Source organism: Collinsella tanakaei (assembly GCF_030373545.1).
GTDB lineage: Bacteria > Actinomycetota > Coriobacteriia > Coriobacteriales > Coriobacteriaceae > Collinsella > Collinsella tanakaei_C.
In genome coordinates this window covers 308,373-324,912 of record NZ_JAUDCO010000001.1, presented here as the reverse complement: position 1 = coordinate 324,912, position 16,540 = coordinate 308,373, and the positions used below count along the sequence as shown (strand labels likewise).

Sequence of the window (16,540 nt, the reverse complement as noted above, 5' to 3'; positions counted from 1 at the left end):
CCGGGTACAAACTTGTCGGGCTCGTCGCATGCGGGCAGGATGCGCGCGAGGTCGAAACTCGCAAAAAAGTCGAAACTTGCAAAAGATGATAGGGGCGCACAGGGATATCAGGCAGGATGTGCTTGAGACGACCAATGCCGGGGCGCCCGCTTGCGGCCGGCGCGTTCCGTGCGCCCGATAGCGCAAGGGCGACCCCGCTGGATGCAGGATCGCCCCCGTCGTACATCTCTTGGCGACAGGTTTGCACCTGGCACCACCTTGTCGCCCTTGCGGCCTATTTCATGGTGATGAGCTCGTAGTGGCTCGTACCCAGACCGATCTTCTCGGCGTGCTCGATCATCGAGCGCCAGTTGGTGTCCGGGTGCGTCATGTTGAAGTGATCGTGCTCGCAGCGCTCGGGAACGCCGCCTTCCGCCTCCAGCTTGGCGCGCATGTCGGTGAGCTCGGTGTTGGGCAGCGCCGGTGCGGCAAGCGCCATGTCGATCGCAGCCTGGTCGATGGCGACCGGGTCGAAGCTCGCGAACATGCCCAGGTCGGGCACGATGGGCGTGTCGTTTTCGGCATGGCAGTCGCAGTTGGGCGAGATGTCCATGGCGATGGAGATATGGAAGTTGGGGCGATCCTGCACCACGGCCTGCGTGTACTCGGCGATCTTGTAGTTGAGGACGTCGACTGCCTGGTCGTACTCGGGCTCGATGGCGTCCTGGTTGCAGGCGCCGATGCAGCGGCCACAGCCCACGCAGCGGTCGTGGTCGATGTGCGCCACGGGCACGGTCACGGTCTTGCCGCTCGCGAGCTCGCGCTCGCGGGTCGCCTCGAAGCTGATGGCGCCGTGCGCGCAGATGCGCTCGCAGGCGTGGCAACCGATGCAGGACTCGGTGTGGACATTCGGCTTGCCGGCAGAATGCTGCTCCATCTTGCCGGCACGGCTGCCGCCGCCCATGCCCAGGTTCTTCATGGCGCCGCCAAAACCTGCCTGCTCATGACCCTTGAAGTGCGTGAGCGAGATGACGATGTCGGCGTCCATGAGGGCGTGACCGATCTTGGCCTCCTTCACGTACTCGCCGTTCTTGACCGGCACGAGCGTCTCGTCGGTGCCCTTGAGGCCGTCGGCGATGATCACCTGGCAGCCGGTCGCATACGGGGTGAAGCCGTTTTGGTACGCGCAGTCGATGTGCTCGAGCGCATTTTTGCGGCTGCCCACGTACAGCGTGTTGCAGTCGGTGAGGAAAGGCTTGCCGCCCAGCTCCTTGACCACATCGGCGACGGCGCGCGCGTAGTTGGGGCGCAGGAAGCTCAGGTTGCCCAGCTCGCCGAAGTGGATCTTGATGGCGACGAACTTGTTCTCGAAATCGATCTGGTCGATGCCCGCGCGACGGATCAGGCGCTTCAGCTTGTCGAGCTGGCTCTCGCGACCATGGCTGCGCAGGTCACAGAAGTACACCTTGGCGGGTTCGGTGATCTCGGACATGACGTATCCCCTCTCTCTTGAAATACGTATCGATTGTAATGGGTCAGATGGGGACGTGTTCCGCCCAACCCATTTTGGGCCAGATGGGGACGTCTTCCGTCCAACCCATTTTGGGCGACATGACCCAAAATGGGTTGGGCGGAACACGTCCCCATCTGACCCATCTCAGCCTGTCAGTCCGCTTACAGCTCCCCGGCTTCGAAGGCGGCGAGGGCCTCCTGCAGCATGGGGCCGTCCGCTCGGCAGGGCTCGGAGCCGCTCTTGCGCAGCATACGCGTCTCGTGCCCCTTGCCGGTCACGATCACCACGGCCGGACGCGTCGTCTCGCGCACGCAGGTGCGGATGGCTTCCTCGCGATCGAGCACGATCTGCCAGGCATGGTTGCCCTGCTCCTCAACAAAATGGGCGATCGTGTCGCAGATGTCCGCCGGATCCTCGGGACCCGGGTCGTCCTCGGTGATCACGATGCGATCGGCAAACTTGCCCGCTGCGATGCCCATGGTCTCGCGGCGGTCAACGCCCTTGCCGCCCGTCGCGCCGAACACGACGGCGAGCTCGCGGTCGGGGTAGTTCTCGTGCAGGTCGCGCAGCATGGTCTCGAGGCTCATGCCGTTGTGGGCGAAGTCCACCACGCCCACGATGCGACCGCTCTCGGTGGGATAGAGCTCCATGCGCCCGGGCACCCGCAGGTGCTCGAACCCGTGGACGATGGCCTCGCGCTCGATGCCGAGGGCTTCGGCGCACGCGATGGCGCCGAGCGCGTTGGAGATATTGAACTTGACCGGCGTGGCCACCAGCACGTCGTCGGTGAAGCGCGGCGTGCGCACGCGGGCCACGATGCCGCGATCGGTATGGGTGAGCTGCCCGGCATAGACGTCGGCGTGCTCGTCCTCCAGCGAGTAGGTCACGACGCGCTCGCAGGCCTGCGCCGCATCGAGCACGCGGTCCACATGGTCCATGTCGAGGTTGACCACCGCCGCTCGGCTCTGCGCGAACAGCTTCAACTTGCTGCTGAAGTAATCCTCGAACGTCGGATGCTCAATCGGCGAGATGTGGTCCTCACCGATGTTGGTGAACGCTCCCACCGCGAACTCCACGCAGGCGGTGCGGTCGTACTTGAGCGCCTGGCTCGAAGCCTCCATGACCACGTGCTCGATGCCGCTCTCCACGGCGTTGGCGAGCTGGCGCTCAAGCTGGAAGGCCTCGGGCGTCGTGAGCTTGGAGATCCCGGCGTCGACGCCGTCGTCGAACTCGATGCTCGAAAACAGGCCGGCGGTATGGCATCCGCAGCGGCGGGCATGCTCATCCAGCACGCTCTTGAGATAGTAGGCGCTCGTGGTCTTGCCCTTGGTGCCCGTGAAGGCGCACACCTGCACGCGGCCGGACGGATGCGCGTAGGCGGTGTCGGCCAGCACGGCGAGCGTCAGGCGGATGTTGTCGACCAGCAGGCAGGGCGCGTCCACGTCGTAGTCGGTCTCGGAGACATAGGCGACCGCGCCGGCTTCGATGGCGCCCACGAGGTAATCGCTCTTGAAGGCGGCTCCCTTGCAGACAAACAGCGTCCCCGGGACGGCGGCGCGCGAGTCGTCCGTCGCAAAAGCGATCTGGATGTCGTCGGCATCCTGCGGCGCGCAGCGCAGCACGCCGGCGGCCTCGAGCACCTCAATGTAATGGGAAAGCGGATAGGTCATCTGAACAGCCTGCGGCATAGACGGTCCCCTCGCTCAGCGCACGTGACGCGCGGTTTTTACCACAATGGATTACGTTGGACATTATGCGCACTCAGACGCAGCGGTCAGCGGGCGGGCAGCAAGAACATGAAAAATGAGCAGGACGCCAGCGCTGGCCCACCAGGAGGAGCCGCTCGCCCCATAGCAGGGGGTCGGATATGGCAGTGCGATGCCATAGCGTATGGGCTGATGCCTCTTATGATGTGCCGTAATGGTGAGGTTTCATGCTCATGGTATTCTTAGTCTGTATGTTTGTCGGATGAAAGGCACTTTATGCCTTATTCACACCCAAGCCTGTCGATCCGTCGCCTGTTTGCCGCGATTGTCGCCTGCGCGCTCGTCGTCGTGAGCGTCGCATTGGCAGGCTGCTCGTCGCCTGCCGACGACCAAAGCTCGTTTGCCCTGGTCGAAGAAGGCAAGCTCACCGTTGCGAGCGACCTTGCCACCCCGCCGTTCGAGTACACCACCGATGACGGCCAGCCGCAGGGCTTCACCTATGAACTCATGGGCATGATCGCCGAGGAGCTCGGCCTCGAGCTCAACTACCTGCCCGCGCAGAAATTTGACAGCATCATCCCCATGACCAAACAGGCGGTTAAGACCGACGTCGGTGCCTGCAACATCACCATCAACGACGAGCGCCTGGAGGAGGTCGACTTCACCGACCCCTACATGGACTCCAACCAGGGTATCGCCACCGTCAAGGGCGGCGGCTACGACACCGTCGAGTCGCTCAACACCGCCGGCGTGCGCATCGCCGTCCAGTCGGGCACCACGTCCGAGCAGTGGGCCATCGAGCACCTGCCCAACGCCCAGACCGTCAACTTTGACGACTGGACCGCCGCTTTCACCGCCGTCATGAGCGACCAGTGCCAGGGCGTCGTGTGCGACCTGCCCGTCGAGCAGTGGATGGTCTCCAACTCGTTCACGAGCATGCAGATCATCGAAGAGGTCCCCACCGGCGAGCAGTTCGGCATCGCCGTGAGCAAGGACAACCCCGAGCTGACCGCCGCCATCAACGAGGCGCTCGCAGCCATCCGCGCCGACGGCCGCTACGCCGAGCTGTACGAGACGTGGTTCGGCGTACCCCCGACGAGCTCCGGTGACACCACGGGCACCGAGGCGGGCTCCGGCGACGCCGTCACCGAGACACCGGCGACCCTTGCCGTCACCACGGCGAGCGCGCAGTCCAACGAGGACGGCGGGACGGCCGTGCTCGGCGGTATCGCCACGCGCCTGACCTGGGAGGCCGTCGTCGGAACCGAGGGCTCCGTCACCCAGCTTGCGCTCACGCTGCCCGAGGGCGGCTCCTTCGAGGACTCGGGCGCCACGGTCTACGCTGTTGACGGGCTCGACCGCACCAAGCTCGCCACCGAGTCGCATCTTGACGACTCCGCGCTTGTCATCGACCTCGCCGAGCCCGCGCCCGCAGGCACCCAGCTCACCGTTGAGGTCGACGGCGTGCTGTTCCCCAGCCAGGCGGGAGCCTACGCCGTGGGCGGCACCTACACCACTGACGACGGCGCTTCGCACGAGCTTCCCGCGAGCCCCACGATCGCCGTCTCCGAGAGCACGTTCGTGCAGACGGCCGTCCAGTGGCTCGACGCCCAACCGTGGGTTCAGGCGTGGAACGCCAACCCGTTCTTGGGCATGTTCTTCCGCCCGCAGTATATCGTGACCTCCATCGCGTCGCTGTTCCAGGGCTGGGGCGCCGCTCTGCTCGTCACCGTCATCGGCTTCCCGCTCGCCGTTCCGCTGGCGCTCGTGATCACCTTCATGAAGATCAGCCGCTACAAGCCGCTGCGCGCCATCGCCATCACCTATATCAACGTGCTGCGCGGCACGCCGCTGTTCCTGCAGATCTACATCGCCTTCTTCGGCTTCCCCATGATCGGGCTCAACCTGCCCAACCTGCCGCTCGGCATCGGCGTGCTCGCCATCAACTGCTCGGCCTACCTCGCCGAGATCTTCCGCGCGGGCATCCAGTCCATCCCGCGCGGCCAGTTTGAGGCCGCCCGTTCGCAGGGCTTCGGCTTCATGAGCACGATGACGCTCATCATCCTGCCGCAGACGTTCCGCCGCGTGATCCCCACCATGACCAGCGAGCTCGTCATGCTCTATAAGGACACCTCGCTGCTGTCGAGCGTGGGCGTCATGGAGCTGATGATGTTCTCCAAGAACCTCACCGCCACGACCGGCAACATCACGCCCTACATCGTGGCCGCCCTCTACTACCTGGTCGTGACCATCCCGCTGATCCACGTCATCACCAACGTTGAGAAGAAGATGGCTGCCGACGAGGGTCGCCGCTAACCCGAACCATAGGAGCCGACGGCGGAGCGGCCTGTCGACTCCGTCGCATAACTGACACAAAAGCGCCCGTCGACCTGCGAGGTCGGCGGGCGCTTTGCTGTCGCGTAGCGTCTGAGGCTTCTGAGGCAGTCGCGCTACTCGGTCGCCTTTGGCTCGGCTGCGGGCTCTGCGGGTGCAGCGGATGCCTCGGCGGGCTCGGTCGCGGGCGGCTCCTTGGCGGCAGGGGCAGCCTCGGGTGCAGCGGCATCCCCCGCGCCCTCGGCAGCGGCCTTGGCGGCCTTCTTGGCAGCTGCGGCCTTGCGGGCGGCCTCGACGCGGGCCTGCTGCTCGGGCGTGAGCTCGCGCTTGGGCTTGGCAGCGCCAGCGCCAGCGCCCGCACCGGCGGCGCCGGCCGCCTTAGCAGCGGGCTTGGCCGGCATATCGCGGTGCTCGGTCACCGTGTGGAGCTCCGTGGTGGGCTCGGTGTTGAACACGTCCATGCTCAGGCAGTGCTTCGGGCACTCGTGCACGCACGAGGAGCACTGGATGCAGCGATACGGATCGATCGTCCAGTCGCCGGCCTTGCGGTCAACGGTGATCGCGTCGGCCGGGCACACGCGGGCGCACATGCCGCACATGATGCAGTTCTCGACGTCGTTGACCACATGGCCGCGCATATGGGGGAACAGCCCGGGGATGTCGCGCTTCTCGTACGGATAGCGCACCGTCGCGGGCTTTTTGAACAGCGACCCGAGCGTCATCTTGGCAAGGTTAAAAGATCCCATACGTCGCCTACCTTTCCGTGCAGCTGATGCACGGGTCGATCGTCAGGATGATCATGGGCACGTCGGCGAGGTCGACGCCCTGCAGCGCGCGCACCATGCCGGCGAGGTTCTGCGAGGTCGGGGTGCGCAGGCGGAAGCGGTCCAGGAACTTGGTGCCGTTGCCGCGCACATAGTAGAACGCCTCGCCGCGGGGCTGCTCGATGAGCACGTGGGCGCGGCTGTTCTCGGGCGGCAGCACCTTGGGGCCGGGCTTGCCGCCGATGCCGTCGTGCGGAATCTTGGCGACGAGCTCCTTGATGATGTCGATAGCCTGGTAGACCTCCTCGCAGCGCACCTTGCAGCGGGCGTAGCAGTCGCCCTCGGTGGAGATGATGGGCTGGAAGTGCTCCAGGTCGCCATAGGCGCCGAAACCGGTCGAGCGCATGTCGTGCTCGATGCCCGAGCCCTTGGCAAACGGGCCGACCATCGACAGCTCGAGGGCGTCCTCAAACGAGATGTAGCCCACGCCGCACAGACGGCTGCGCACGGAGCTGTCGTTCAGCATGGTGTCGACGATGATCTTGTACTCGCGGCGCAGGCCGTCGAGCTCGTCGCACACCTCGCGCAGCATCGCGTCGTCAATATCGTGCGCCATGCCGCCGACGATGCAGATGGACAGGATGATGCGGCCGCCGCAGGTCTTCTGGAAGATATCCAGGATGGTCTCGCGCAGGCGCCAGCAGTGGTTGAACAGGCTCTCGAAGCCGAAGCCGTCGGCGAGCAAGCCCAGCCACAGCAGGTGCGAGTGGATGCGCGAAAGCTCCTCGAGAATGGCGCGCAGGTAGTCGACGCGACGCGGCACCTCGATGCCCAGCAGCTTCTCGGTCGCCGCAGCGTAGCCGTAGCCATGGCCGAAGCTGCAGATGCCGCAGACGCGCTCAGCGACGTAGACGAACTGGTTGTAGTCGCGCTTCTGGACGAGCTTCTCCAGGCCGCGGTGGACAAAGCCGATCTGCGGGATGGCCTCGACCACGCGCTCGTCCTCGACCACGAGGTCCAGGTGAACCGGCTCGGGCAGCACCGGATGCTGCGGGCCGAACGGAATGACGGAACGTGTCGCCATGCTACTCCCCTTCCTTGGCGTCGGCTGCCGGCTCGGCGGGCGCCGGCGCGGCAGCGGCCTTCGCGGCATCGCGGGCGGCCTTGGCCTCGAGCGCCGCGCGAACCTTGGCGGCCTTCTCGGGATCCATGTTCGCGAGCTTCTCCTCCATCTTGGCCGCACGCTCCTCGGCGCTCGGCTTATCGGCCTGCGCAGCAGCGGGAGCCATCTCGTTCACGGCCGCAACGGCAGCGGCGTCGGCGGTGGCGCGGTCCTCGGTGAGGGCACGCTCGGCGCTTTTGGCCTCCGCGGCCTCACGGACGGCCTTGGCCTCCTTGGCGGCCTTCGCGGCGCGCACCTTGGCGGCCTTCTCGCGCTCGGCCTTCATCTCGGGCGTGATGACCGTCATGGGGGAGGTCTCGGCAAGGCTGAAGAAGTGCCCGCCGAAGTCGAGCTTCATGTTGATGAAGTTCACGCCGAACAGGTCGTGCGCCTCGTTCTCATAGGAAAACGCCGCAAAGTACAGGCCCTGGATCGAGGGCACCTCGGCGCCTTCGGGCACGCTCACGCACAGGTTGAGCGCGTTGTCGCGCGTCTCGTCGTAGAAGGTGTACACCAGATCGATCCCGCCCTCGGGAAACTCGGCGCACAGCTGAACGAAGCGCATGCCCTCATGCTTTAAGCTCTGCACGCGCTGCAGCAGCTCGATCAAGGGCACGTCGACGAACTCGGTCGTATACATCTAGTCCTCCCTCGCCTTCATGGCCTTGAGACGGGCGTTGACGGCCTCGTCGTCCAACAGGTCGGCGGGCTCCTGCAGGGTCTCGCCCGCTGCCAGGCGGCGCGCCTTCTCGTCCAAGATCTCGACGCCCTTGAGCACGGCGTCGATGATGGTCTCGGGGCGCACGGCGCAGCCCGGCGCGTACACGTCCACCGGAATCGCCTTGTCCACGCCGCCGATCACGTTGTAGCAGTCGCGGAACACGCCGCCGGTGCACGCGCAGATGCCGCAGGCCACGACGACCTTGGGCTCGAGCATCTGGCTGTAGATGTGGCGCACCACGCGGATGTTCTGCGCGTTGATGGAGCCGGTCACCAGGAAGATGTCGGCGTGCTTGGGGTTACCGGTGTTGATGATGCCGAAGCGCTCGATATCGTAGAGCGGCATGAGCGAGTCGAGCACCTCGATGTCGCAGCCGTTGCAGCTCGAGCCGTCATAGTGGATGAGCCACGGCGATTTAGAGTTATAGGCCATATCCCTCGCTCCTTAGATAAACGGCGTGATGAGCACGTAGAACAGGTTGACGACACCCACCACGAGCGCGATGAGCCACGCCAGCTTGAGGCAGTTTTGCCACTTGGTGCGGGCGAAGTTGTTGTCGATCGCGACCTCGAAGAACCACGTGAGCGCCACCACGGCGACGGCGACCACGATGGAGATGGGCGAATCCCAGATGAAGAACATGCCGACCCACATGAGGAACAGCACGCTCTCGCACCAGTGCATGATCTCGATCTTGGCGAGCGTGCGGCCCGTCATCTCAGTCGTGATGCCCTTGAGCAGCTCCTGGTGCGCGTGGTGGCTGTAGGACAGGTCAAACGGCGACTTGCGAAGCTTGATGGTGAGGATGAACAGCAGACCCAGGAAGATGGGGATGAGCGTCACGATGATGGGCTGCTCGAGCGAGAACAGGCGCGCGATGTCAAACGACTGGGTCGCGGTGAAGAAGCCCACCGTCATGATGAGCAGCATGGGCTCGTAGGACATGACCTGCAGGCACTCGCGGTCCGCGCCGGCGTCGGCCCACGGGGAGCGCGAGGAGTACGCGGCGATGATCACGAACAGCGTGGCAAGCGTCACGAGGAACACGCACAGCAGCAGGTTGGAGCCGGAGATAAACATGCCGCCGGCCAGGATGCAGAAGATGAGCGCGCAGGTGACGTAGGTCTCGTCGATGGCATTGACGCTCGTCTGCTCCTTGGACAGCAGCTTGCGCACGTCGTAGTAGGGCTGCAGCAGGCGCGGACCCACGCGGCCCTGCATGTGGGCGCTCACCTTGCGGTCCAGGCCGTCGAGCAGGCAGCCCACGACGGGCGCCGCGACGGCGAAGACCACGCAGCCGGCAGCGATGCCGAGCAGGCCGGGGCCGACCAGCATGACCTCGCGCTCGACGAGGAAGGTGCCACCGGCGAGCATGTCGACGTGGAAGATGAAGCACGCGGCGAAGGCCATGAGCATGCCGGCGCCGCAGATGATCTGGCCGACGAGGGTGAGCAGGTGCTCGGGGAAGACGTCGGCGAGGTACCAGTTGCGCTTGGTGGAGCGCATCGTGCGGCCCATGGAACCCAGGTAGGTGCGCGAGTCGGCGTCAAGGCACACGCCGGACAGGTACACGTGCTGACGCGCCTTGGAGAAGCGGCCCCACGGGGTGAGCAGCACGATGGCGATGAACAGCACGATGACGACCATGATGAGCATGTTGTCGAGGTCAATGAGGCGCGGCACCTTGTTGTAGGTGACCTCGAGGTACGGCCCGATCACGAACTGCGAGATGGCGGGCAGCAGGGTGCAGCACAAGACGAGCAGGGCGGAGATGAAGCCGATGGCGGTCCACTCGCTCTTGTGGACGCCGCCCTCGACGTTCTCGGCCTTCTGGGACACGCCGGCGAGCTTGCCAAGCCACTTGGCCCAGAAGAAGAACGTGGCGGCCGAGCCGAAGGCGAGCAGGATCAAGAAGAGCACGTTGCCCGTCTCGGCAAACGACACGAGCGTGGCCCACTTGGAGATGAGCATGCCGAACGGCGCCACGAACATGCCCATGATGCCGAGCATCATGAAGCGCGTGAGGCGCGGCAGGCGGCTGAACAGACCGTCCATGTCCTCGATGTTGCGGCTTCCGATGCGGTGCTCGACGGTGCCCACGCACAGGAACAGCACCGACTTGGACACGGTGTGGAAGATGATCAGGAAGATAGCGGCCCACACGGCCTCGGAGGTGCCGACGCCCGCGCAGGCGGAGATGAGGCCGAGGTTGGCGATCGTGGAGTACGCGAGCACGCGCTTGGCGTTGCTCTGCGAGATGGCCATGAACGAGCAGAGCACGAAGGTCACGCCACCGACGGCGACGACCATGGCCGAGGCGATGGGGTACACCAGGTAGAGCGGGGCGAGCTTGACGAGCAGGAACACGCCGGCCTTGACCATGGTGGACGAGTGCAACAGGGCGCTCGTGGGGGTCGGCGCGACCATGGCGCCGAGCAGCCACTGGTGGAACGGCATCTGCGCGGCCTTGGTGAGGCCGGCGACCGACAGCAGCATGAGCGGCATGATGAGCAGGTCGGCCTGGGCACCGGCGGCGACGTCGACCATGCCGTTGATGGACAGCGGCACGCCGGTGGTGTGCATGATGACCAGCGCGACGTGGAACGCCAGGCCGCCGACCATGTTGAGGTTGATCTGCAGGATGGCGCTCTTCTTGGCCTCGGGCGTGCGGGTGTAGCCGATCATGAGGAAGGAGCACACGGTCGTGATCTCCCAGCCCGCAACGAGCCAGTCGAAGTTGTCGGAGGTCACGATGATGAACATCGCCGACAGGAACAGGAACATGAGGGCGATGAACTGGTGACGGCGGTCGGTCGCCTTCGTCCCCGCGCGACGGGCCGCCTCCTCCTCATGATGCTGGAAGTCCTTCATGTAGCCGAGCGCGTAGATGCAGATGGCGCTGCCGACCAGGCCGACGATGAGGACCATGATCACCGAGAGCGTGTCGATATACATGGGCTCGACCATGGCGTCCTCGGGATGCAGGGCAAACGAGCCGCACCAGATGGACACGGCGAGCTGCACCGCCGAGAGCAGGAACATGCTGGTGTTGCGGTAGCGGATGGCCATGACGAACACGAAGCCGCACAGGAACAGGTCCACGGCAACGGCCACGTAGTTGCCCATGAGCGACACGTCGGGGCTCATGGCAAACGTCGTCGGATTGCCCATGTAGGTCACGGCGGTGATGATGCTGGCGATGGCGATGACCACGGCCGACCCGACCACGAGCGGATCGCGCTGCACATCGTTTTTAAACAGCATCAATGCGATTGCCACAATCAGCGGAAAGGCAATCAGGAATCCCAGTAAAGCCATAGGCACCCCACTTTGCACGAAGCTTCACACAATCATCGTCTGATTATAGTGCAGACTGCCGCGTGCTCGTGCAGCTTTGGCCGCCTTGGTTTGCAGTGGGGACATGGGGCCAAGTGTGCGCCTGGGGTCGGATGCGCGGCGCGCGTCGGCGCCTCGGTTGCGCGGCGCGCGTCGGCAGCCCGGCAGCCCGACGTCCCCGTCACTCCAAGGGCCCCACCATCCCGAGCGCTTATGTTGCGTCGGCTTCCCGGCCTTCCCGGACACCTGGTAGCCCTGGCGCCGCGGCCGTCCCGGTACTCGCCTCAGCCGCGGCACTCCCCTTCCAAAACAAAAGCCGGCGCCGCGCAGGCGGGCGTTTTGCCCTCCCGCGCGACGCCGGCCGCATATCCCATTATGCTCCCGCCCCTTCGGAGCGACGGGCGCTAGGCCTGGGCAGCCTCGATCATCTTGCAGACGGTCTCCTGAAGCTCGGCGAGGTTCTCGGCCGAGGGGATCCACTGCTGCGCCACCACGGGCACGGGCAGCTGGAACTTGGCATTCTCGAGCTCGGCGTACACCTGCTTGGGGCCAAGCGGCGCCCAGCCGTAGGAGCCGAAGGCCAGACCGATGCGCTGCGCGTTGTTGGGCGACAGGCCGCGCATGTAGGTCAGGAAGGCGGCCACGGTCGGCATCATGTTGGAGTTGAGGGTCGGCGAGCCCACGGCCACGTACTTGGCGTCGCACAGCTCGAGCATGATGTCGGAGATGTGCATGTGCTTGACGTCGATAAGCTCGGCGGGGATGCCCTCCTTGATGAAGGCATCGGTGATCTCGCGGGCCATGGACTCGGTGGAGTGCCACATGGAGTCGTACACCACGACGGCCTTGTCGGTCGTCTGATAGGTGGTCCAGGCCTCGTACTTGTCGAGGATGTCGGCGATATGGCTACGCCAGATCACGCCGTGGCTCGGGCAGATCATGTTGAGGTCGAGGGTCTTCACGACGTCGAGCGCCTTGTGCGCCTGCATGCCGTAGGGCCACACGATGTTGGCGTAGTACTTCTTGGCCTGCTTGTAGACCTCGCACAGGTCGTTCTCGTCGTCGAAGCGCTTGGTCGAGGCGAAATGCTGGCCGAAGGCGTCGTTGGAGAACAGGATCTTGTCGACATCGGAGTAGGTGACCATGTTGTCAGGCCAGTGGACCATCGGCGTGGTCACGAAGGTGAGGGTGCGCTCGCCGATGTTCAGGGTCTCGCCGGACTTGACGGGCGTGGCCTCGATACCGAAGTGGGCGCGGACCTCGTTGACGCCGGCGCCGGCCGACGCGTAGATCGTCGCGTTGGGCGCGACCTTGTGGATGGCCGGCAGCGAACCGGAGTGGTCCATCTCGACGTGGTTGGTGATGACGATGTCGATCTTGGAGGGGTCGACGACCTGCGAGATGCGCTGCAGGAACTCATCGGTAAACGTCGCCTTGGCGGTGTCGATGAGCGTGATCTTCTCGTCCATGATGAGGTAGGCGTTGTAGGTGATACCCTTCTCGGTGGTGTAGCCGTGGAACGAGCGCTCGTTCCAGTCGATGCCGCCGACCCACCAGACCTTGGGCGAAATCTCGATAGCGTTGAGCATGGATATTCCTTTCCTCAGACATCCAAAACAACTCGGATACCTGCGATTCTACCACGCGTTTAGGGCTTGGAGGCTGGCTCGGCGGCGCGGTGTCAATTGTTATAAAAAAGGCATCAATTAGCATGCGGACAAAACCGACCCCGCCTGCGCGCGAGCTGCCGCGCAAACGGGGCCGGTTTTGGTGAACTGTGCTTTGGAAAGCGGAGGTGCGTGCTTCCTGAGCGGGACGTTAGTTGATCTTGCGCGTCTTGGGCTTGCGGCCGCGCGGCTTGGCAACCAGCGCCTCGGCACCGCCATCGCGGTACTGGCGGCACCAGGTCTTGACCGAAGACTCGCTCGGAACGCCGTGCTTGACCATGACCTCGCGCACCGACATGCCGTTGTCCAGGCGATCGTGCACGACGGAGAGCTTCAGGTCGTACGGATACACGCGATGGGTCGACCCTGCGTTCATGACGGCGCCCGAACCGCCCACCGCATAGGCGCGCGCCCACTGGCGCGCCGTCGCCTCGGGGATACCGAGCTCGACCGCGAGGGCGCGATGCCCCACGCCCGTCGAAAGGATCTTGACCGCACGACGGCGGACCTTCGCGTCGTACTTGGAACCGCTTTTGCTTTCAACCATGGTAGACCTGCTTTGCCAGCATCGTGGGATAAATAAAGTGCGTTTCAACCAGCAATTTGCATGATAACACGAAACGGCAACCAATCGGTCACATATCATCGCCAGTTGCGCAACTATGCCACTTTTGATGCCCCGCCCTGCCACTTCGATGCACGATTCACCGTACGTCCATATTTTCCTATGCGTTTCATAGGTTATTTAACGACCCCGTAAGTCTTTTATTGCGATCCGGCGAATCCCGTTGCTTGAATGAACGCAGGCGCGCCGGCTCGCTCACTCGAGCCGCAGGGCAATCTCCCCCATCCGCGACAAGATGGTGCCAGATGCAACCTTGTCGCAAGGGACCTCGGGGGCACTACCCCCGTTTAGGGGACGGTTTTGGAGGGACCCTTCGGGTAGAGGGTGCCCTCGCCCCGTGAAACCCGCAGGTAGACGGGGTGCGCGTTTTCGGTCTACTCGGGACCCCGGCGTAAAACCGTCCCCTAAACGGGGGTACTGCAAATGGGTCGGTTGGGGACGTGTTCCGTTCAACCCATTTGCGGCAAGGCGCGCCGCTCCCTCTGCAAAAAAAACGGGGCCAGGAGGCGCGGGCGAAGAAGGCCCGCAAATGGGTTGAACGGAACACGTCCCCAACCGACCCATTTCACCCGACCGGAACAGCGCAAAAAACGGGCGCGGACCCGCTTGTGCAAGGTCCGCGCCCGCTGCGATCAGCCGGATCTTATCTTTGCGCACTTACCTACCCTGGGCGCGCGACTCCTCGTAGAACTCGACGAGGTGCTTCTGCACATCGTAGGGAACCTGCTCATAGCCGGCGGGCTCCATCGTGAAGTCGCCCGTGCCGCGGGTGAGCGAACGCAGGCGGGTCGCGTAGTCGACGAGCTCGGCATACGGCACGGTCGCGGTGACCACGGTATTGCCGCGGTCGTCGGTGTCCATACCGGTCACGCGGCCGCGGCTGGCGGACACGTCGCCCATCACGGCGCCGGCGTAGCTCTCCGGAATGGTGACCGTGATGTTCTCCATGGGCTCAAGAACCACCGGGTCGGCGTCGGCGCACGCCTTCTTCAGGCCGATGCGCGCGGCGGCGCGGAACGCCATCTCGTTGGAGTCGACCGGGTGATACGAACCGTCGTAGCACGCCACGCGGATGCCGGTCAGCGGGTAGCCCGCGATGACGCCTTCCTTCATGGTCTCCTGAACGCCCTTGTCGACGGCGGGAATGAGGGCGCGCGGGATGCGGCCGCCCACGACCTCGTCGACAAACTCGTAGTCGGTGCCGTCAAGCAGCGGCTCGACGCGCAGGTAGCAGTCGCCAAACTGGCCGGCGCCGCCGGTCTGCTTCTTGTGGCGGCCCTGGGCGCTCGCCACGCGGCGGATGGTCTCGCGATACGGGATGCGGATCGGCACGATGTGGGCCTCGACGCGGGTGCGCTCCTCCAGGCGGTTGAGCAGCACGGAGACCTGAGCCTCGCCCACGGCGGAGATGATGGTCTGGCCCGTCTCCTCGTCGCGCTCGATCTTCATGGTCGGATCGGCCTCGCACGCCTTGTCGATGAAGGTGAAGAGCTTGTCCTCCTCGCTGCGGTTGACGGCCTCGATCGCGATGCGGTACTGGCTGTTGGGGAACTTGAACGCCGCGGCCTCGACCTTACCGGAGACGGACAGGGTGTCGCCCGTGTCGGCGGAGATCTTGGTCGTGACGATGATGTCGCCCGCCTCGGCCATGCCGACCTCGGTCATTTCCTTGCCGCACATCACGTACAGGTGCGCCAGGCGCTCGCCCTTGCGGGTGCGCGCGTTGATGAGCTCGATGCCGGGCGTCAGCGTACCGGTGAGCACCTTGAGGAAGGAGATGCGTCCCTGCTGGGCGTCGTTCAGGGTCTTGAACACAAAGGCCACCGGGCGCTCGTCCTCGGCCGAGATCTTGAGCGTGTCGCCGTCCATGAGCGGCATCTCGCCGTAGTCGGTCGGCGCGGGGAAGTACGTGGCGATGTCGTCCATGACGGAGTGAACGCCCAGCTCGCGCGTGCAGCAACCCACGAATACGGGGACAAACAGGCGCTCGGCGATCGCCTTGGACAGCAGGCCTTCGATCTCGTCCTGGGTGAGCGGCTCGCCCTCGAGGTACTTCATCATGAGCTCGTCGTCGGCCTCGGCGACGGCCTCGCACAGCTGCTCGCGCGCGGCCTCGGCGGCGGCGCGGTACTCCTCGGGGATGTCGTACTCGGTCTGCGTGGTGCCCTCGCAGTGGCGCGCCTTCATGCGGACGACGTCGATGACGCCCTCGAACGCGTCGCCCGTGCCCCACGGCAGGGTGACAGCGCCCAGACGCATGCCGAAGCGCTCGCGCAGCTGCTCCATGCAGGTGTCGTAGTCAGCGTTTTCCTTGTCGATGCGGTTGATGAAGACGGCGCGGGCCAGGCGCAGGTCCTCGGCGGCGTACCAGAGCTTGACGGTAGTGGGCTGCGGGCCCTCGGTGGCGTCGACGACGAACAGCGCCGTCTCGCACACGCTCATAGCCGCATAGGCGTCGCCGATGAAGTCCGGGTAGCACGGGGCGTCGAGCACGTTGATGCGGGCGCCCTTCCAGTCGATCGGCGCGATGGAGGTGGAGATGGAGAACTCGCGCTTGACCTCCTCGGCGTCGTAATCGAGCGTGGGCTTGGTGCCCGCATGACCGCCCAAGCGCGCAGTCTTGCCTGAAAGATGCAGCATCGCTTCTGCCAGGGAGGTCTTTCCTACTCCTCCCTGGCCAACCAAGACGACGTTCCTCACATTGCCGGTTTTCGGTGCACCCATGATGACCTT

Annotated in this window: 11 protein-coding genes; 1 reads left to right on the top strand and 10 read right to left on the bottom strand. The window is 64.8% G+C overall.

Annotated elements, in window-relative coordinates; translation table 11 throughout:
- Positions 1–274: 274 nt before the first annotated feature.
- Positions 275–1,471 carry a DUF362 domain-containing protein gene (locus QUW00_RS01235; protein ID WP_289612583.1) on the bottom strand — a complete coding sequence of 399 codons (1,197 nt, stop codon included), beginning with the start codon at positions 1,469–1,471 and terminating at the stop codon, positions 275–277.
- Between the two features lie 182 nt (positions 1,472–1,653).
- Positions 1,654–3,180, bottom strand: a complete 1,527-nt coding sequence (locus QUW00_RS01230; protein WP_289612582.1) for a Mur ligase family protein — start codon at positions 3,178–3,180, stop codon at positions 1,654–1,656.
- Positions 3,181–3,474: 294 nt separating this feature from the next.
- Here QUW00_RS01230 and QUW00_RS01225 point away from each other — a divergent pair, with 294 nt between their 5' ends.
- Positions 3,475–5,514, top strand: a complete 2,040-nt coding sequence (locus tag QUW00_RS01225; protein WP_289612581.1) for an ABC transporter substrate-binding protein/permease — start codon at positions 3,475–3,477, stop codon at positions 5,512–5,514.
- 134 nt (positions 5,515–5,648) lie between these two features.
- On the opposite strand, the gene QUW00_RS01220 is transcribed toward QUW00_RS01225, so the two are convergent.
- From QUW00_RS01220 to QUW00_RS01185, 8 genes are all read right to left on the bottom strand, one after another.
- Positions 5,649–6,278 carry a 4Fe-4S binding protein gene (locus tag QUW00_RS01220; protein WP_289612580.1) on the bottom strand — a complete coding sequence of 210 codons (630 nt, stop codon included), beginning with the start codon at positions 6,276–6,278 and terminating at the stop codon, positions 5,649–5,651.
- Between the two features lie 7 nt (positions 6,279–6,285).
- On the bottom strand, positions 6,286–7,380 hold the full coding sequence (locus QUW00_RS01215; protein ID WP_289612579.1) for a nickel-dependent hydrogenase large subunit: 1,095 nt from the start codon (positions 7,378–7,380) through the stop codon (positions 6,286–6,288).
- 1 nt (position 7,381) lies between these two features.
- A complete protein-coding gene (locus QUW00_RS01210) occupies positions 7,382–8,098 on the bottom strand; it encodes an NADH-quinone oxidoreductase subunit C (protein WP_289612578.1) in 717 nt (238 codons plus the stop codon).
- Positions 8,099–8,611 carry an NADH-quinone oxidoreductase subunit B family protein gene (locus QUW00_RS01205; protein ID WP_235422292.1) on the bottom strand — a complete coding sequence of 171 codons (513 nt, stop codon included), beginning with the start codon at positions 8,609–8,611 and terminating at the stop codon, positions 8,099–8,101.
- Positions 8,612–8,623: 12 nt separating this feature from the next.
- On the bottom strand, positions 8,624–11,497 hold the full coding sequence (locus QUW00_RS01200) for a proton-conducting transporter transmembrane domain-containing protein (protein ID WP_289612577.1): 2,874 nt from the start codon (positions 11,495–11,497) through the stop codon (positions 8,624–8,626).
- A gap of 422 nt (positions 11,498–11,919) precedes the next feature.
- A complete protein-coding gene (locus QUW00_RS01195) occupies positions 11,920–13,104 on the bottom strand; it encodes an FprA family A-type flavoprotein (protein WP_289612576.1) in 1,185 nt (394 codons plus the stop codon).
- A gap of 229 nt (positions 13,105–13,333) precedes the next feature.
- Complete coding sequence (locus QUW00_RS01190) at positions 13,334–13,729, bottom strand: helix-turn-helix domain-containing protein (protein WP_289612575.1); 396 nt, start codon at positions 13,727–13,729, stop codon at positions 13,334–13,336.
- Positions 13,730–14,464: 735 nt separating this feature from the next.
- Positions 14,465–16,531: an elongation factor G gene (locus QUW00_RS01185; protein ID WP_289612574.1), complete on the bottom strand. Its 2,067-nt coding sequence runs from the start codon at positions 16,529–16,531 to the stop codon at positions 14,465–14,467.
- Positions 16,532–16,540 lie beyond the last annotated feature (9 nt).

Excerpts from the sequence above, each read along its gene's own strand:
- QUW00_RS01235 (WP_289612583.1), bottom strand. The coding sequence starts at position 1,471 with ATGTCCGAGATCACCGAACCCGCCAAGGTGTACTTCTGTGACCTGCGC.
- QUW00_RS01230 (WP_289612582.1), bottom strand. The coding sequence starts at position 3,180 with ATGCCGCAGGCTGTTCAGATGACCTATCCGCTTTCCCATTACATTGAG.
- QUW00_RS01225 (WP_289612581.1), top strand. The coding sequence starts at position 3,475 with ATGCCTTATTCACACCCAAGCCTGTCGATCCGTCGCCTGTTTGCCGCG.
- QUW00_RS01220 (WP_289612580.1), bottom strand. The coding sequence starts at position 6,278 with ATGGGATCTTTTAACCTTGCCAAGATGACGCTCGGGTCGCTGTTCAAA.
- QUW00_RS01215 (WP_289612579.1), bottom strand. The coding sequence starts at position 7,380 with ATGGCGACACGTTCCGTCATTCCGTTCGGCCCGCAGCATCCGGTGCTG.
- QUW00_RS01210 (WP_289612578.1), bottom strand. The coding sequence starts at position 8,098 with ATGTATACGACCGAGTTCGTCGACGTGCCCTTGATCGAGCTGCTGCAG.
- QUW00_RS01205 (WP_235422292.1), bottom strand. The coding sequence starts at position 8,611 with ATGGCCTATAACTCTAAATCGCCGTGGCTCATCCACTATGACGGCTCG.
- QUW00_RS01200 (WP_289612577.1), bottom strand. The coding sequence starts at position 11,497 with ATGGCTTTACTGGGATTCCTGATTGCCTTTCCGCTGATTGTGGCAATC.
- QUW00_RS01195 (WP_289612576.1), bottom strand. The coding sequence starts at position 13,104 with ATGCTCAACGCTATCGAGATTTCGCCCAAGGTCTGGTGGGTCGGCGGC.
- QUW00_RS01190 (WP_289612575.1), bottom strand. The coding sequence starts at position 13,729 with ATGGTTGAAAGCAAAAGCGGTTCCAAGTACGACGCGAAGGTCCGCCGT.
- QUW00_RS01185 (WP_289612574.1), bottom strand. The coding sequence starts at position 16,531 with ATGGGTGCACCGAAAACCGGCAATGTGAGGAACGTCGTCTTGGTTGGC.